The following is a 13,768-nucleotide window of genomic DNA, read 5'->3' as shown; positions in this document are numbered from 1 at the left end:
TGTTTATTGGTCTAAACAAAGTTTATCAAAATTAGGAGATTGCGTGTTTTTATTTGTCTGAATTTTTTCTTTACCCCAACATATATTTTAGAGCCCATTAAAAATACAATTTCGCGCAAAAAAATAACGTTAGGAATTTTCCTTTCCCCTAACGCTAATCTTTTCGTGTATTATAGATTTAATTTTCAAGCTTAAAATAGAATTTTAGTGCTCCTGTTTCAGTAATTTTACATAAAATCATATGGAGAAAGATGTTGAATATCGTCAACCTGGACATGATCAAGTGATTCAATCAAGGTATAACCTGTGTTCTCTATAACTGTATTTGATTTAATGTGAAATACATCCTGCAATTGTTCAATTAACGAAGTGAATCGTTGATTCGAATCTTCCGTTCTTACACCAGTTAAAAAAGCACTTTTATCTCCACATATAATAAGAGATTGTTTCGCTCTCGTTATTGCAGTATACAATAAATTTTTTCGAAGCATACGTTTATATGCTGGAATTACAGGTAATATTACGATCTTAAATTCACTACCCTGTGATTTATGAATAGAAGTACAGTATGCGTGCATCACATTAAGCAATTCATTTCTAGAATAAGCAACTTCCTTTTCATCATATTGTACTACAAGCTGCTCTTCCTGCTCAGTTGACTCATCCTTATCGAATATTGCAACGACTTCTCCGATATCACCATTAAAGACTCCATCCTCTGGCTGATTCACCAATTGGATGATTTTATCACCCTTTCGGTATACCACGTCTTTCATCCGCATCTCTCGCTGTCCTTTTTTACTCGGATTCAGAATCTCTTGTAATTCTTGATTTAATAGATGAATACCCGCACTTGAACGATACATCGGAGCTAATATTTGAAAATGATGAATATCGACGCCTTTATCCACTGCTTTTTTCACTATTTGCTTAATCGTGGAGACTACCTGCATTTCATTACATTCAATAAAATTAAAATCTTTTGCTTTATCCAAATCATTTTCAACTATTGTTTTCTGTTTAATTTGATGTGCGAGTTGTATTATTTTTGATCCTTCTTTTTGACGATACACCTCTGTTAGCTGCACGTAATCTATGATATCACTTGCCATTAAGTCAGCCAATACTTGACCAGGACCAACAGAAGGTAATTGATCCTCGTCACCGACTATTAAAACTTGCATTTCATCTGGTATAGCGCGAAATAATTGATAAGCAAGCCATATATCTACCATTGAAAACTCGTCGATCACAAGTAGTTTTCCATTCAAAGGACTATTTTCATCTTTCTCAAAACTTTCATGTCCGTCCCAACCTAATAGACGATGAATGGTTTGCCCTTGTATCCCGGTAGACTCCGTCATACGCTTGGAAGCTCTTCCTGTAGGTGCTGTTAGTACAAATGGAAATTCTGTTCTCTTATCATAATCATCGCTATCTAAAGAAAGGTTATTAATTTTCGCATATGCTTTTAATATTCCTTTAATAACAGTAGTTTTCCCTGTACCTGGCCCACCAGTTAAAATCATTATTTTTGACTCTAATGCTTGTTTAATGGCATCAAACTGATCTTTACTATAACTTAAAGATTCCGCTTCTTCTATTTCTCCAACAATTTTTAATAAGCTAGCTTCATCTGTCTTTGCTTCAGTCTTTTTCTCATATAACCGTTTTACATGCGAGCATACTCCGGCCTCAGAATAATATAGAGTTGGCAAATACGCTTTTTTTGATAGTAAGATAATTCTTTTTTCTGTATTAAGTTTATCTAATTCTTCTACCATTTTATCAAAATTTATCCCATTAAATTCACCTAGTAATAATTCATCCATCTTTATAAGCAATTGTTTAACCGGCAGATAAACATGACCATCCTGAATGCTATTTTGCAAAGTATAAATACATGCTGCTTGAATTCTTGAAGGATGATCCATCGGCAGACCATTTTGTTTTGCTAAGGTGTCCGCTCTTAAGAATCCAAAACCGTCTATATCAAAAACAAATTCATACGGGTTTTCTACTAATTTATTTAATGTCTCATCTTTATACACTTGATATATCTTTTGCGTCATTTTTAACCCGAAACCAAATTTAGATAATTCTAAGACAATGTGTTCAAAACCTTGATTTTCCATAAGTGCGGTATATAACTTTTCAGCTTTATCTTTATTCAATCGGGGGATTTCGTTTAGAGTATTTTTATCCGCTAATATCTTTTCTATTGCTGATTCACCTAAATGCTCTACAATGTTGCTAGCAGTTTTTTTTCCTATTCCAACAAACAAGTCACTAGATAAATAAGCAATAATACCATCTTTTGTTTTAGGTCTAAATCGCTGATAATTTGTAACTTGGAATTGCTTTCCGAACTTTTTGTGCTCTACAAAATCACCGTAAAATTCATAAGTCTCACCAGGGTCAAGCTTTCTAAAATAACCCTTTACAACAATCTCGTCATCATTAAATGTAATATTTGTTTCTAATATTTTTATTTTAGCAATAGAAAAATGCTCAGCTTCATTCGAAAAAATTGTATAGATCATTTCTCCCTTTATATAATTTTGTTCGATATTAGCTTCTTGATTTTCCATTGCTAAAATAATCTCCTTTTAAACTATGATCTATCTATCATTCAGATTCACGAAGAATTTCGATTTGTTTTTTTCCATTTCCAGCTAGTACATGGTCTGGTTGAACGTCTAACGCTTTACAAAATTGTTCATAGGCAAGATCGATATTTTCTTCATAAAGAAAAACGACTCCTAAATTATAAAGTGCGTCACTATGGGTTTCGTTCATCTCTAGCACTTCTAGAAACTTTCTTTTTGCTTCTTTTATTTGGTTCGTTGCAGCTAAAGCAAGACCATATTGAAATACAATTGATTCATCGTTTCCATTAAACTCATATGCCCGCTGAAAAAAAGGTAATGAGAGTTTATTATGCTCTTCGTTTTGATAGGACATCGCTAACATGAAAAAAACATCAGCTTCATCTAAACCATTATCTATCGCCTTCTGAAAGCTTTTTCGAGCATTAACGAAATCTTCTGTTTCAAAATAAACATTACCTAGTCCATAATGGGCCGTTGCAGCACTTTGATTAAGTTCTATTGCCCGTTCAAAAAAACGAATTGATCTATCATAATCCTTCATATGTAAAAGTAGATTAGCAAAATTTATATATCCAACTGGATCATTTGGCTTTTCTTCAATAATTTCGTTAAAAATCACTGCTGCCTCTTCAAATTTATTTTCTTGCATTAAGTCTATTCCTTTTTTAATCTTGTCCATTACAAAATCCTCCTACAACTTACTTCTTATTATTTTACTTCATTACGAATAAATTAGAAAGTGTATCGACCAATTACCACTCGAGTAAAAATTAACTTACAATTTAGATCAATTAAAGACATAAAAACCAATAACTTCATCGATGAAAAGGATAAGACAAACTTATTAGCTATTAAAATTACGAGAAAGTAAGTAGCTGAAATTTCAATTTTTTGTATTTAAATCTATTCTTACTAATTTACAATTTCCGTTGTTTTTACATAGCTAAGTATCTAAAAGCCTTTATTACGGAGAAAGACAGACTTTCATATGAATAAAAGTCTGCCCTCTAACATTATCCTACATAGTCTAATTGTTTTTCATCTTTTAGAATTATATCAATCGTTCCACCGCCTAAGCAAACTTCATCTTGATAGAATACTACTGCTTGTCCTGGCGTTATCGCTCTTTCTGGTTGATCAAAAGTTACTTTTACTCTCCCATCTTCTAATGGATGTACAGTTACGCCACTGTCCTTTTGGCGATATCGAAATTTCGCTGTACATGAAAATGGTTTATTATCGGGCTCTTCATTAATCCAATTCAGTTGACTAGCTATTAATCCGTCGGCATAAAGAGCATCATGATGATAACCTTGCTCCACGTATAAAACATTTTCTTCTACATTCTTCCCTACCACAAACCATGGTTCACCCGCACCACCAATCCCGAGTCCTTGTCTTTGGCCAAGTGTGTAATACATCAAACCATCATGTTTACCCTTAATTTCTCCATTTAATGTCGTCATGTTACCAGGCTGCGCAGGAAGATATTCACTTAAAAAGTCTTTGAAGTTTCTTTCTCCAATAAAACAGATTCCAGTGCTATCTTTTTTATTAGCTGTAGCTAAATCATGCTCTGTCGCTATTTTTCGCACTTCCTTTTTTGGTAAATGCCCAAGTGGAAACATGACCTTGCTTAAAACTTCGTCACTTAATTGATTTAAGAAATAAGTTTGATCCTTGTTTTCATCTACACCACGTAACATTCTATAACTATCTCCAACTTTTTCAACCTGTGCATAATGTCCAGTTGCTACATAGTCAGCACCTAAAGCAAGTGCATGATCTAAAAATGCTTTAAACTTAATTTCTTTATTACACATTACATCAGGATTAGGAGTTCTTCCTTTTTTGTATTCATCTAGAAAATAGGTAAACACTTTATCCCAATATTGTTTTTCAAAATTAACTGCATAATATGGTATATCTAACTGATTACATACGCGAACAACATCATCAAAATCTTCTGTTGCTGTACACATTCCTGATTCATCTGTATCATCCCAGTTTTTCATAAAAATCCCGATAACATCATAACCTTGTTCTTTTAACAAAAGCGCGGTCACAGACGAATCAACGCCTCCACTCATGCCTACTACAACTCTTATATCTTCCTTATTTTTCATCGTAACACCTTCTTTCCACGAGCTTTACTTTTACTTCGTAAGCCGCTTTACGATCTTAGCAATTTTATTTGCTGCTAGCTCAACTTGAGATAAATCATTGGCTAATCCGAAACTAAAACGAATGGAATTAATTATTCGACTATTCTCTGATCCATACATGGAAACCAATACATGAGAAGGCTCAACTGAACCTGCAGAACAAGCACTTCCACTAGAAGCAGCAATACCCTCTAAATCAAAATTAGTTAACAAAGATTCAACATTTGTACCCGGAAAGCTTAAATTGATAATATGTTCAATGGTATTATTTTTACTACCATTAATGTAATAAGATATTTCATTTTTATCTAGTATTTTTAAAAATAATTCTTTAAATGATAAATAGGTTTCTTTTCTTACCTGCTTTTTTTCTTCTGCAATCTCAAGGGCCTTACCAAAACCAATAATACCAGCTACATTTTCAGTACCTGGTCGTCTCTTTCTTTCTTGCTCGCCACCATGTTGCCGTGAATCAAGTTTGGTGCCTTTTTTAACATAAAGAACACCAAGTCCCTTGGGTCCATTTATTTTATGAGAAGAAACTGTTAATAAATCTACAGATAAATTATCAACATGAATATTAGTTAGACCTAGCGCTTGTACCGCATCTGTATGAAAATATGCTTGATGATCCTTTATTAACTGCCCAATCTCACTTATTGGTTGAAATACACCTGTTTCATTGTTAACCATCATAACAGATACTAAAATCGTTTCCTGAGTTAAGGATGCTTTTAGTTTCTCCACATCTAACATACCATCTTTATCTACATCCAAATAAGTAACTCGGAACCCATTCTTTTCTAAATATTCAGCTGCATGTAGTACTGCATGATGCTCTATTTTCGTTGTTATAATATGGTTACCTTTTGACTTATTCCGAAAGGCGGTACCAATTAAAGCTAAATTATTAGCTTCAGTCCCACCACTGGTAAAAGTTACCTCTTTTTCATCTGCACCAATAACCTTTGCGGTAGTCCTTCTTACTTTATCCAATGCTTGACGAGCTTTTCTGCCAAAAGAATGAATACTTGATGGATTGCCATAAAGGTTTTTTAGACTATCTGTCATTTCATCAATCACTGCCGGATCCATTGGTGTTGTCGCAGCATGATCAAGATAAATTTGTTTCATGTTCATCCGTCCCTTTTTTAAATATAAAACATATATGGATCCTGTGTACCTTTTTCATCATAGTTAGATAAATCTTCTAGTGTCGTAGTATCTAATACATTTTTAACAGCATCCCGAATTCTTATCCATAACTCTTGTTTTGCTGGCTCTTCATCTTCTATTCCTTCTACCGGTGTAATCGGTCCTTCTAGTATTCTGATAACATCCCCAGCTGTTATTTCATCTGGCTCTTTCGCCAATATATAACCACCATAAGCACCCCGCACACTTTTAACTAGAGCTGCATTACGAAGTGGAGCAACTAATTGCTCTAGATAATGCTCCGATAACTGATGTTCTTTAGCTATACTTTTTAACGACATGGGACCATTTCCATTATTTTTAGCTAAAGCTATCATTATTGTTAAGCCATAACGGCCTTTAGTTGAAATTTTCATTAAACACACCTCATTATATAGCTTACATTCCGTTCAGTTGGTTTTACTATTCGATATTATAGCATGAATGATATACTGAATGCATTCATGTGAATTCAAGCATGATGAATTACTTTAGAATTTTAATTTTAGAATGAATGCATGAAACGATAACATAACCAAAATTACATTATAACATTATTGTATACATTTATGGAAAGGATGAAGCTTTTTGAGTCGACAACCTCTCGCACTGAAAATGCGACCAAAAAATATAGATGAAGTTATCGGACAGACACATATCGTTGGTAATGGAAAAATGATACGTCGAATGGTAGAAGCAAATCAGCTTCATTCCATGATACTTTTCGGGCCACCTGGTACTGGTAAAACTTCATTGGCAATTGCTATTGCTAATAGCTTAAATCTTCGCTATAAATTATTAAATGCAGTAGTTGATAAGAAAAAAGATTTAGAAATTGCAGTAGAAGAAGCAAAAATGTCTGGCCATTTGATGGTTATTTTAGATGAAGTGCATCGCCTTGATAAAGCAAAACAAGATTTCTTACTTCCACACCTTGAAACGAATTTAATAACCCTAATTGGGTGCACAACAAGTAATCCTTATCATTCCATTAATCCAGCAATAAGAAGCCGAACACATTTATTTGAGCTTCATAAATTAAATGAAGATCATATCGAGGAAGCAATTGAGCGTGCTATAAGTGATCAGGAAAATGGATTAGGGCACCTTGACTTAGACGTTTCTACCGACGCGAAAGAGCATTTTGCAAATGCAGCAGGCGGGGATTTAAGGGCTGCCTTGAATGGATTAGAGCTTGCAGCACTATCCACACCTAAAGCAAAAGATAATCAAATCATTATAAACTTAGATATCGCAGAAGCATGTATGCAAAAGAAGAGTTTTTCCCATGATAAAAATGGAGATGCACATTATGACGTACTTTCTGCTTTTCAAAAGTCCATCCGTGGTAGTGATGTTAATGCAGCACTTCATTATTTAGCAAGGTTAATAGAGGCCGGAGATCTAGACAGTATTGCAAGAAGATTAATTGTTATTGCCTATGAAGATATCGGTCTAGCTAACCCTCAAGCTGGACCTCGAGCATTAGCAGCAATACAAGCAGCAGAAAGAATTGGTTTTCCTGAAGCCCGTATCCCGTTATCCGTATCAATTGTGGAATTGTGTTTATCTCCAAAATCAAATAGTGCATATAAAGCTCTAGATGATGCGCTTTACGATATTCAACATGAAAATATAGGAGATATTCCAGCTCATTTAAAAGATTCCCATTATAAAGGTGCAAAAAATTTGGGTAGAGGAATTGATTATAAGTATCCGCATAATTTCGAAAATGGCTGGGTAAAACAACAATATTTACCTGATAAACTTTTACACAAGCAATATTATCATCCAAAAGATACTGGTAAGTTTGAGAGATCTCTTAAACAAGTATATGAAAATATTTTTAAAAAGGTATAATTTCCTGCATTCCGGTCAACGATAAGACTATTATTATCAACGTACGATAATTATAATATTGTTGACCTAGGATGAAGGAGTGAAAACCGTGGCTAAAATTAGACAAGATGCGTGGTCGCATGAAGATGATCTTTTATTAGCGGAAACTGTACTTAGACATATTCGCGATGGAAGTACACAGCTAAAAGCATTTGATGAAGTAGGAGATAAATTAAATCGCACATCAGCTGCATGTGGTTTCAGATGGAATGCAGAGGTAAGACAACAGTACGATCAAGCTGTAGCACTTGCTAAAAGACATCGCAAAGAGAAAAAACGAGCGCTTGCAAAAATCGGCACTGGTAACAAGCAAAATGAAGAACTTGATACACTCTCTATTGATCTAACAGAATTAGAAGAAAATAAGAAAGAAGATTATAAAGAATTATTTTATAATGAAAATCTCTATATGCCAGAGAGTACATCTGATCTATCTATCAATATGGAAAAAGAAATAGATCAGCCTGTGTCTATTGATTCTATTATTGCTTCTCTTAAAAAGTTAAAAACAAATTATAATAGCACGAAACAATCTGCCAAAAACAATGAAAAACTTATTTTAGAGAATACTCAGTTAAAAAACAATAAGGAACAATTAGAGAAAAAGGTTCATGAATTGGAACATAAATTAGAAGTGATGCAAGAGGATTACCAAACCATTATAAAAATAATGGACCGTGCGCGAAAAATGGTAGTATTTGATGATGACAACACGCAGGTTCCAACATTCAGAATGGAAAAGAACGGTAATTTAGAGCAAGTTGCCAAGTAATTGAGTTATATGAATTATAATCATTAAAAAAGCTAGACTCACTCGCCAATTAGCGAATAAGTCTAGCTTTTTTTACTCTAAAGAATAAATAAAACGCTTCGTCATTTTATCGACGAAGCGCTGTTTTAATTGACTTTTTAAATCCCAATCGTGCCGTCGTGGTGATGATGTTTTGATCCCGCTCCTAGCAGGTGGGTGCTCTGCCCTAAGCTTTATGCGTCCTCTATAACACTGTAAGTAAAGAGGCTTGCACTCCACTTAGAAACTCCAAGCTCCCAATGTAATTGATGTTCGGTCAAAACTTCAATTAACTGACGAACACATCAGGATTTAATCTTTCTTATACAATTATAATAGCACATGTTACCGTTTTATTCAAGACAACTACTATGACAATTTGATTAAAACATTTTACATTTTGATGACACGTTATGAATTATTTCAATCGCAATTTCAACTCATTTAGTTGTTTTTGATCTACTCTACTAGGTGCTTCTGTTAATGGATCTGATGCTGAAGCAGTTTTAGGGAAAAGAATGGTATCTCTTAAATTTGTCTTACCTGCTAAAAGCATTATAAAACGATCGAAACCTAGCGCAATACCACCATGTGGCGGAGCTCCATATTCCAAAGCATCCAATAAAAATCCAAACTGACTTTTGGCTTCTTCTTCAGTGAAGCCTAGAATTTCAAACATTTTATTTTGCATCTCACGTTGGTAAATACGTAGAGATCCCCCTCCAAGTTCAAATCCATTCAACACAAGGTCATACGCTTGTGCCTTTACTTTTCCTGGGTCAGACTCTAAAAGATCAAAATCTTCTTTAAACGGCATCGTAAATGGATGGTGTGCTGCAAAATATCTTCCTTCTTCTTCATCATATTCAAGTAGCGGCCAATCAGTAATCCATAAGAAATGAAATACACTCTCATCAATTAGTTGATGATCCTTCGCTAATTTCACCCTTAAAGCACCAAGTGTGTCATAAACGACTTTCGCTTTGTCAGCTACGAATAATAATAGGTCTCCATTTTCTGCATTTAATTTAGACTTAAAAAGTTCAAAATCATCGTCACTAAAGAATTTTGCAATTGGTCCACTTAATTCATCTTCATCAACTTTTAACCAAGCTAAGCCTTTTGCACCGTAAATCTTTGCAAAATCAGTCATTCCATCCATATCTTTTCTAGAGTAATGTGCAGCTTTACCTTTAAGGTTGATAGAACTAACTAGCCCACCCGCTTCTACAGCTTGTCTAAAAACTTTAAAACCACAATCTTTTACATCTTCAGAAAGATTAACTAGTTCCATTCCAAAACGCGTATCAGGTTTATCTGATCCAAAACGATCCATTGCTTCTTTATATGTCATACGAATAAAAGGTGTAACTAAATTTATACCTTTTATTTCTTTCATAACCTTTTTCATCATTCTTTCTGTCATAGCTAGAATATCTTCCATTGTCATAAAAGAAGTTTCTATATCGATTTGCGTGAATTCAGGCTGTCTATCCGCACGTAAATCTTCATCTCTAAAACAACGAGCAAATTGGTAATATTTTTCAAACCCTGAAACCATCAGTAATTGTTTAAATAATTGTGGGGATTGCGGTAATGCATAAAAATGTCCTTCATGTACACGACTTGGAACCAAGTAGTCTCTAGCACCTTCTGGAGTGCTTTTAGTAAGCATTGGTGTTTCCATTTCTAAAAACATTTCTTCGTTTAAAAAGCTCCGAATAACTTGAGTAGCTTGGTGTCTTAATTTAAAGGTTTCTTGCATTGTTTCTCTTCTAAGGTCTAAATAACGATATTTTAGTCGAACGTCTTCAGAGACATCGATGTCATCTGTTAATGAGAAAGGAGGATGCTTTGCTTCATTTAACACAGTTATAGTAGAAGCGACAATTTCAATTTCTCCTGTTTCAATTTTAGGGTTTACCGTCTCTATATCACGTTCGATAACTTTACCAGTTATCTCCACCACGTATTCCGATCGAATACTATCAGCAACCTGTAATGCTTCTTTAGATAGTTCAGCATTACAAACCACCTGCACAACACCTGACCGGTCTCTAACATCTAGAAAAATTAACTCTCCTAAATCACGTCTTTTCTGAATCCAACCTTTAACAGTTACTGAAGTATCTGTATGGTCCTTTCTTAAACTACCTGCTAATGTTCGCGTATTTTCCATCATTATTCCCCCTGAATTGCTTGTTTTATATAGTCAACCGTCTGTTCGGTATCAATAGTAACTTGGTCACCAGTATTCATATTTTTAATTGTGATTTGATTATTTTCTAACTCTGTTTCACCAATTACAAGAACAAATTTACTATTCAAGCGATCTGCTACTTTAAATTGTGCTTTCATTTTTTTCATTTGATAATCTTTATCCACTTGAATTCCTTGTTCACGAAGCTTCTTTATCATTTTCACAGCTAACAGATTTTCTTCTTCGCCCATAGCTATGACAAAACAATCTAAATTTTCTTTTATCGGTAATTGGATATTCTCTTTTTCCAAAGCCATCAATAATCGTTCTATACTCATAGCAAAACCGATCCCTGGCGTTTCTGGACCACCTAAGTCTTGTACAAGTCCATTATATCTACCACCACCAGATAGTGTTGTTATAGCTCCAAATCCTTCTGCATCACTCATAATCTCAAATGCAGTATGGTTATAATAGTCTAAGCCTCTAACTAAGTTTTTATCGACAGTGTATGGAATATTCATTGACTCTAGATACTTTTGAACTTGGATAAAGTATTTCTCTGACTCTTCATTTAAATATTCTAAAATAGATGGAGCTGTATTCATTGCTGGGTGATCCCTATCTTTTTTACAATCTAATATTCGAAGCGGATTTTTGGTTAGTCTACTCTGACAATCCACGCATAATTCATCTTTATACGGTGAAAAGTGATCGACTAGCGCTTGACGATGACTTTCTCTACTTGTTTGATCACCTAAACTGTTTATCACTAATTTTAGTGATTTTAAGCCTAAGGATTGATAAGCTTCCATTGCTAAGCCAATTACTTCGGCATCAATAGCTGGATCTGCACTTCCTAGTGCTTCTACTCCAAATTGAACAAATTGGCGCATTCTTCCTTGTTGCGGACGCTCATAGCGAAACATTGGACCAATATAAAATAATTTCGTAGGTTGAGTAGGAGAACCAAATAATTTATGTTCTACAAATGACCTTACTACAGATGCTGTGCCCTCTGGACGTAAGGTAAGACTTCTATCCCCTTTATCAACAAAGGTATACATTTCTTTTTGGACAATATCTGTAGTATCACCCACACCACGTTGAAATAACTCCGTATGTTCAAATATTGGCGTTCTAATTTCTTTGTAATTATAATTTCTGCTAATTTCCATTAACTTTTCCTCTACGAATTGCCATTTTTCAGTTACTCCAGGCAACAAATCTTGTGTACCACGCGGTGCTTTCATGTTTTTTCCCCCTCTTATTATAGTGTGAAAGTATAAAAACTAATATATTTTAATTTTATCTCTACTTTAAAAGTAAACAATGTAATTAATGATATCAGCACACTTTTCTAATTTCTCAAAATAGGTGCTTCAAACTGAATATGAAAAATATGTAAATCTCCTTAGAATGATAGTTGTTTCTTTTGTTCAACTTTTTTCACCCTTTAGAAAAGACCTGTATCCAAATTAGAATTTTTTAGCAACAAAAAAATCCCACCCCTTCTAATAAAGAAGGGACGAGATTATAACCCGTGTTGCCACCCTAGTTGAAGCATTTATGCAATACTTCCACTCAAGCAGTTAACGCCTGCAAACGTTTGTATCTACTTAGGTTCAATACAAAGCCTCATGAATGTCTTTCACATGATCATCTAGCGAGTATCCTTTCAGCTATTAGACACTCTCTCTTTGCTAGTGTAGTTCATTGTTACTTTTTCCGTCATCGGCATTTATAAAATTACAATAATAAACTGAATTGTTCTAATCATAAATTTATTTCTATAGTCTTGTCAAGGTTGAATTTAATTTTTATACCATTTTTATTAGATACTGTTTTTTCAAATGATTAAAATAGGAAATAATTATATCTTCTTTTGGTTCAAATTTATTTATATATGATATTCCAAATCTAAATTTCTCCCCTAGATTTTGCAATAATGTGGATTTTTTCGTATCATGAAAATTAGATCTACAATGGAAAGAGAGGAATTTAATTGCAAAAACGTTTAGCAGTTCCCGTTATATTATGTAGCTTATTCATTATTCTGTCCTTAACCTCTATGGTTTATGCTGAAAATGCCAAGATTGATACGAATAACTTAAATGTGAGAAGTGGTCCAGGATTAGATTTTGAGGTAATCACACAAGTGAACCAACCAGAAAGCTATCCCATTGTAGAGGAATCTGGAGATTGGGTTAAGATTCAACTTAATAATGAAGAAGGTTGGATTACTAAAGACTATATAACAATCTCTGAGTCTGAAATTCAAGAAGAAGAAATAGAAGAGGAAATGAGTAAAGAAATAAATAGTTCTCCTCCCTCTAAATCCTCCTCAAAGGTAAACAAAAACAAAGATTTTAGTGATTTACTTATCGTTATTGACCCAGGTCATGGTGGCAGAGATGTCGGAGCAATAGGAGATAGCGATGCCTTTGAAAAAGATTATACTATGAGAACAGCTCAATTATTAAAGGAAAAACTAGAAAAATTAGGCGCTAATGTAAAACTAACAAGGACCCAGGATAACTATGTTCCTTTGACAAGCCGAGCATCTTTTTCTAATATTCAAATAGCTGACATATTTTTAAGTTTGCACTATAATAGCACTCCTGAATATCCTAATGCTAAGGGAATTAGTACGTATTATTATAGTGATAGAGATGAAGAATTGGCTAATAGCATCCAATATCAAATGCTCTCACAAACAGGAATGGAAGACAGAAGAGTCCATCAAGAAGACTTACAAGTACTACGAACGAATCACAGGCCATCTTTGTTACTTGAATTGGGATTCATCTCCAATAAAGAAGAAGAGCATAATATTCAGTCAAAAGCATTTCAAGATACATTAACCAGAGCCATTATTATGGGTATATCCCAACATTTTCAAAAATAA

Annotated in this window: 10 protein-coding genes, 1 other RNA gene and 1 other annotated feature; of the genes, 3 read left to right on the top strand and 8 right to left on the bottom strand. The window is 34.0% G+C overall.

Features of this window, described 5'->3' with window-relative positions; genetic code table 11:
• Window positions 1–227: 227 nt before the first annotated feature.
• From recD2 to cymR, 5 genes are all read right to left on the bottom strand, one after another.
• Window positions 228–2,591: an SF1B family DNA helicase RecD2 gene (gene recD2, locus DFR57_RS11985; RefSeq protein WP_114353445.1), complete on the bottom strand. Its 2,364-nt coding sequence runs from the start codon at window positions 2,589–2,591 to the stop codon at window positions 228–230.
• Between the two features lie 37 nt (window positions 2,592–2,628).
• Window positions 2,629–3,291 carry a tetratricopeptide repeat protein gene (locus tag DFR57_RS11980; protein ID WP_114353444.1) on the bottom strand — a complete coding sequence of 221 codons (663 nt, stop codon included), beginning with the start codon at window positions 3,289–3,291 and terminating at the stop codon, window positions 2,629–2,631.
• A 334-nt stretch (window positions 3,292–3,625) separates the two neighbouring features.
• Window positions 3,626–4,738, bottom strand: a complete 1,113-nt coding sequence (gene mnmA, locus DFR57_RS11975; protein ID WP_114353443.1) for a tRNA 2-thiouridine(34) synthase MnmA — start codon at window positions 4,736–4,738, stop codon at window positions 3,626–3,628.
• A gap of 30 nt (window positions 4,739–4,768) precedes the next feature.
• A complete protein-coding gene (locus tag DFR57_RS11970) occupies window positions 4,769–5,911 on the bottom strand; it encodes a cysteine desulfurase family protein (protein ID WP_211315363.1) in 1,143 nt (380 codons plus the stop codon).
• A gap of 17 nt (window positions 5,912–5,928) precedes the next feature.
• A complete protein-coding gene (cymR, locus tag DFR57_RS11965; RefSeq protein WP_114353441.1) occupies window positions 5,929–6,348 on the bottom strand; it encodes a cysteine metabolism transcriptional regulator CymR in 420 nt (139 codons plus the stop codon).
• A gap of 211 nt (window positions 6,349–6,559) precedes the next feature.
• On the opposite strand from cymR, the gene DFR57_RS11960 reads away from it, so the two are divergent.
• Together DFR57_RS11960 and DFR57_RS11955 are read left to right on the top strand one after the other, a co-directional pair.
• On the top strand, window positions 6,560–7,831 hold the full coding sequence (locus DFR57_RS11960) for a replication-associated recombination protein A (RefSeq protein ID WP_114353440.1): 1,272 nt from the start codon (window positions 6,560–6,562) through the stop codon (window positions 7,829–7,831).
• Between the two features lie 88 nt (window positions 7,832–7,919).
• A complete protein-coding gene (locus tag DFR57_RS11955) occupies window positions 7,920–8,642 on the top strand; it encodes an RsfA family transcriptional regulator (protein ID WP_114353439.1) in 723 nt (240 codons plus the stop codon).
• A gap of 137 nt (window positions 8,643–8,779) precedes the next feature.
• On the opposite strand, the gene ssrS is transcribed toward DFR57_RS11955, so the two are convergent.
• From ssrS to hisS, 3 genes are all read right to left on the bottom strand, one after another.
• Window positions 8,780–8,975: non-coding RNA, 6S RNA (ssrS, locus tag DFR57_RS11950), on the bottom strand.
• A 103-nt stretch (window positions 8,976–9,078) separates the two neighbouring features.
• Window positions 9,079–10,839 carry an aspartate--tRNA ligase gene (gene aspS / locus DFR57_RS11945; RefSeq protein ID WP_114353438.1) on the bottom strand — a complete coding sequence of 587 codons (1,761 nt, stop codon included), beginning with the start codon at window positions 10,837–10,839 and terminating at the stop codon, window positions 9,079–9,081.
• A 2-nt stretch (window positions 10,840–10,841) separates the two neighbouring features.
• Complete coding sequence (gene hisS / locus DFR57_RS11940; protein ID WP_114353437.1) at window positions 10,842–12,113, bottom strand: histidine--tRNA ligase; 1,272 nt, start codon at window positions 12,111–12,113, stop codon at window positions 10,842–10,844.
• A 268-nt stretch (window positions 12,114–12,381) separates the two neighbouring features.
• Window positions 12,382–12,604 (bottom strand) — a binding site (T-box leader).
• A 261-nt stretch (window positions 12,605–12,865) separates the two neighbouring features.
• Here hisS and DFR57_RS11935 point away from each other — a divergent pair.
• Window positions 12,866–13,768 (top strand): N-acetylmuramoyl-L-alanine amidase family protein, encoded by a 903-nt coding sequence (locus tag DFR57_RS11935; protein ID WP_245937456.1) that lies wholly within the window; start codon window positions 12,866–12,868, stop codon window positions 13,766–13,768.

The sequence above is a fragment of the Saliterribacillus persicus genome (assembly GCF_003337485.1).
GTDB classification, from domain to species: Bacteria; Bacillota; Bacilli; order Bacillales; family Amphibacillaceae; genus Saliterribacillus; species Saliterribacillus persicus.
The sequence above is the reverse complement of the archived record's forward strand: the minus strand, read 5'-3'. Positions and strand labels throughout refer to the sequence as shown.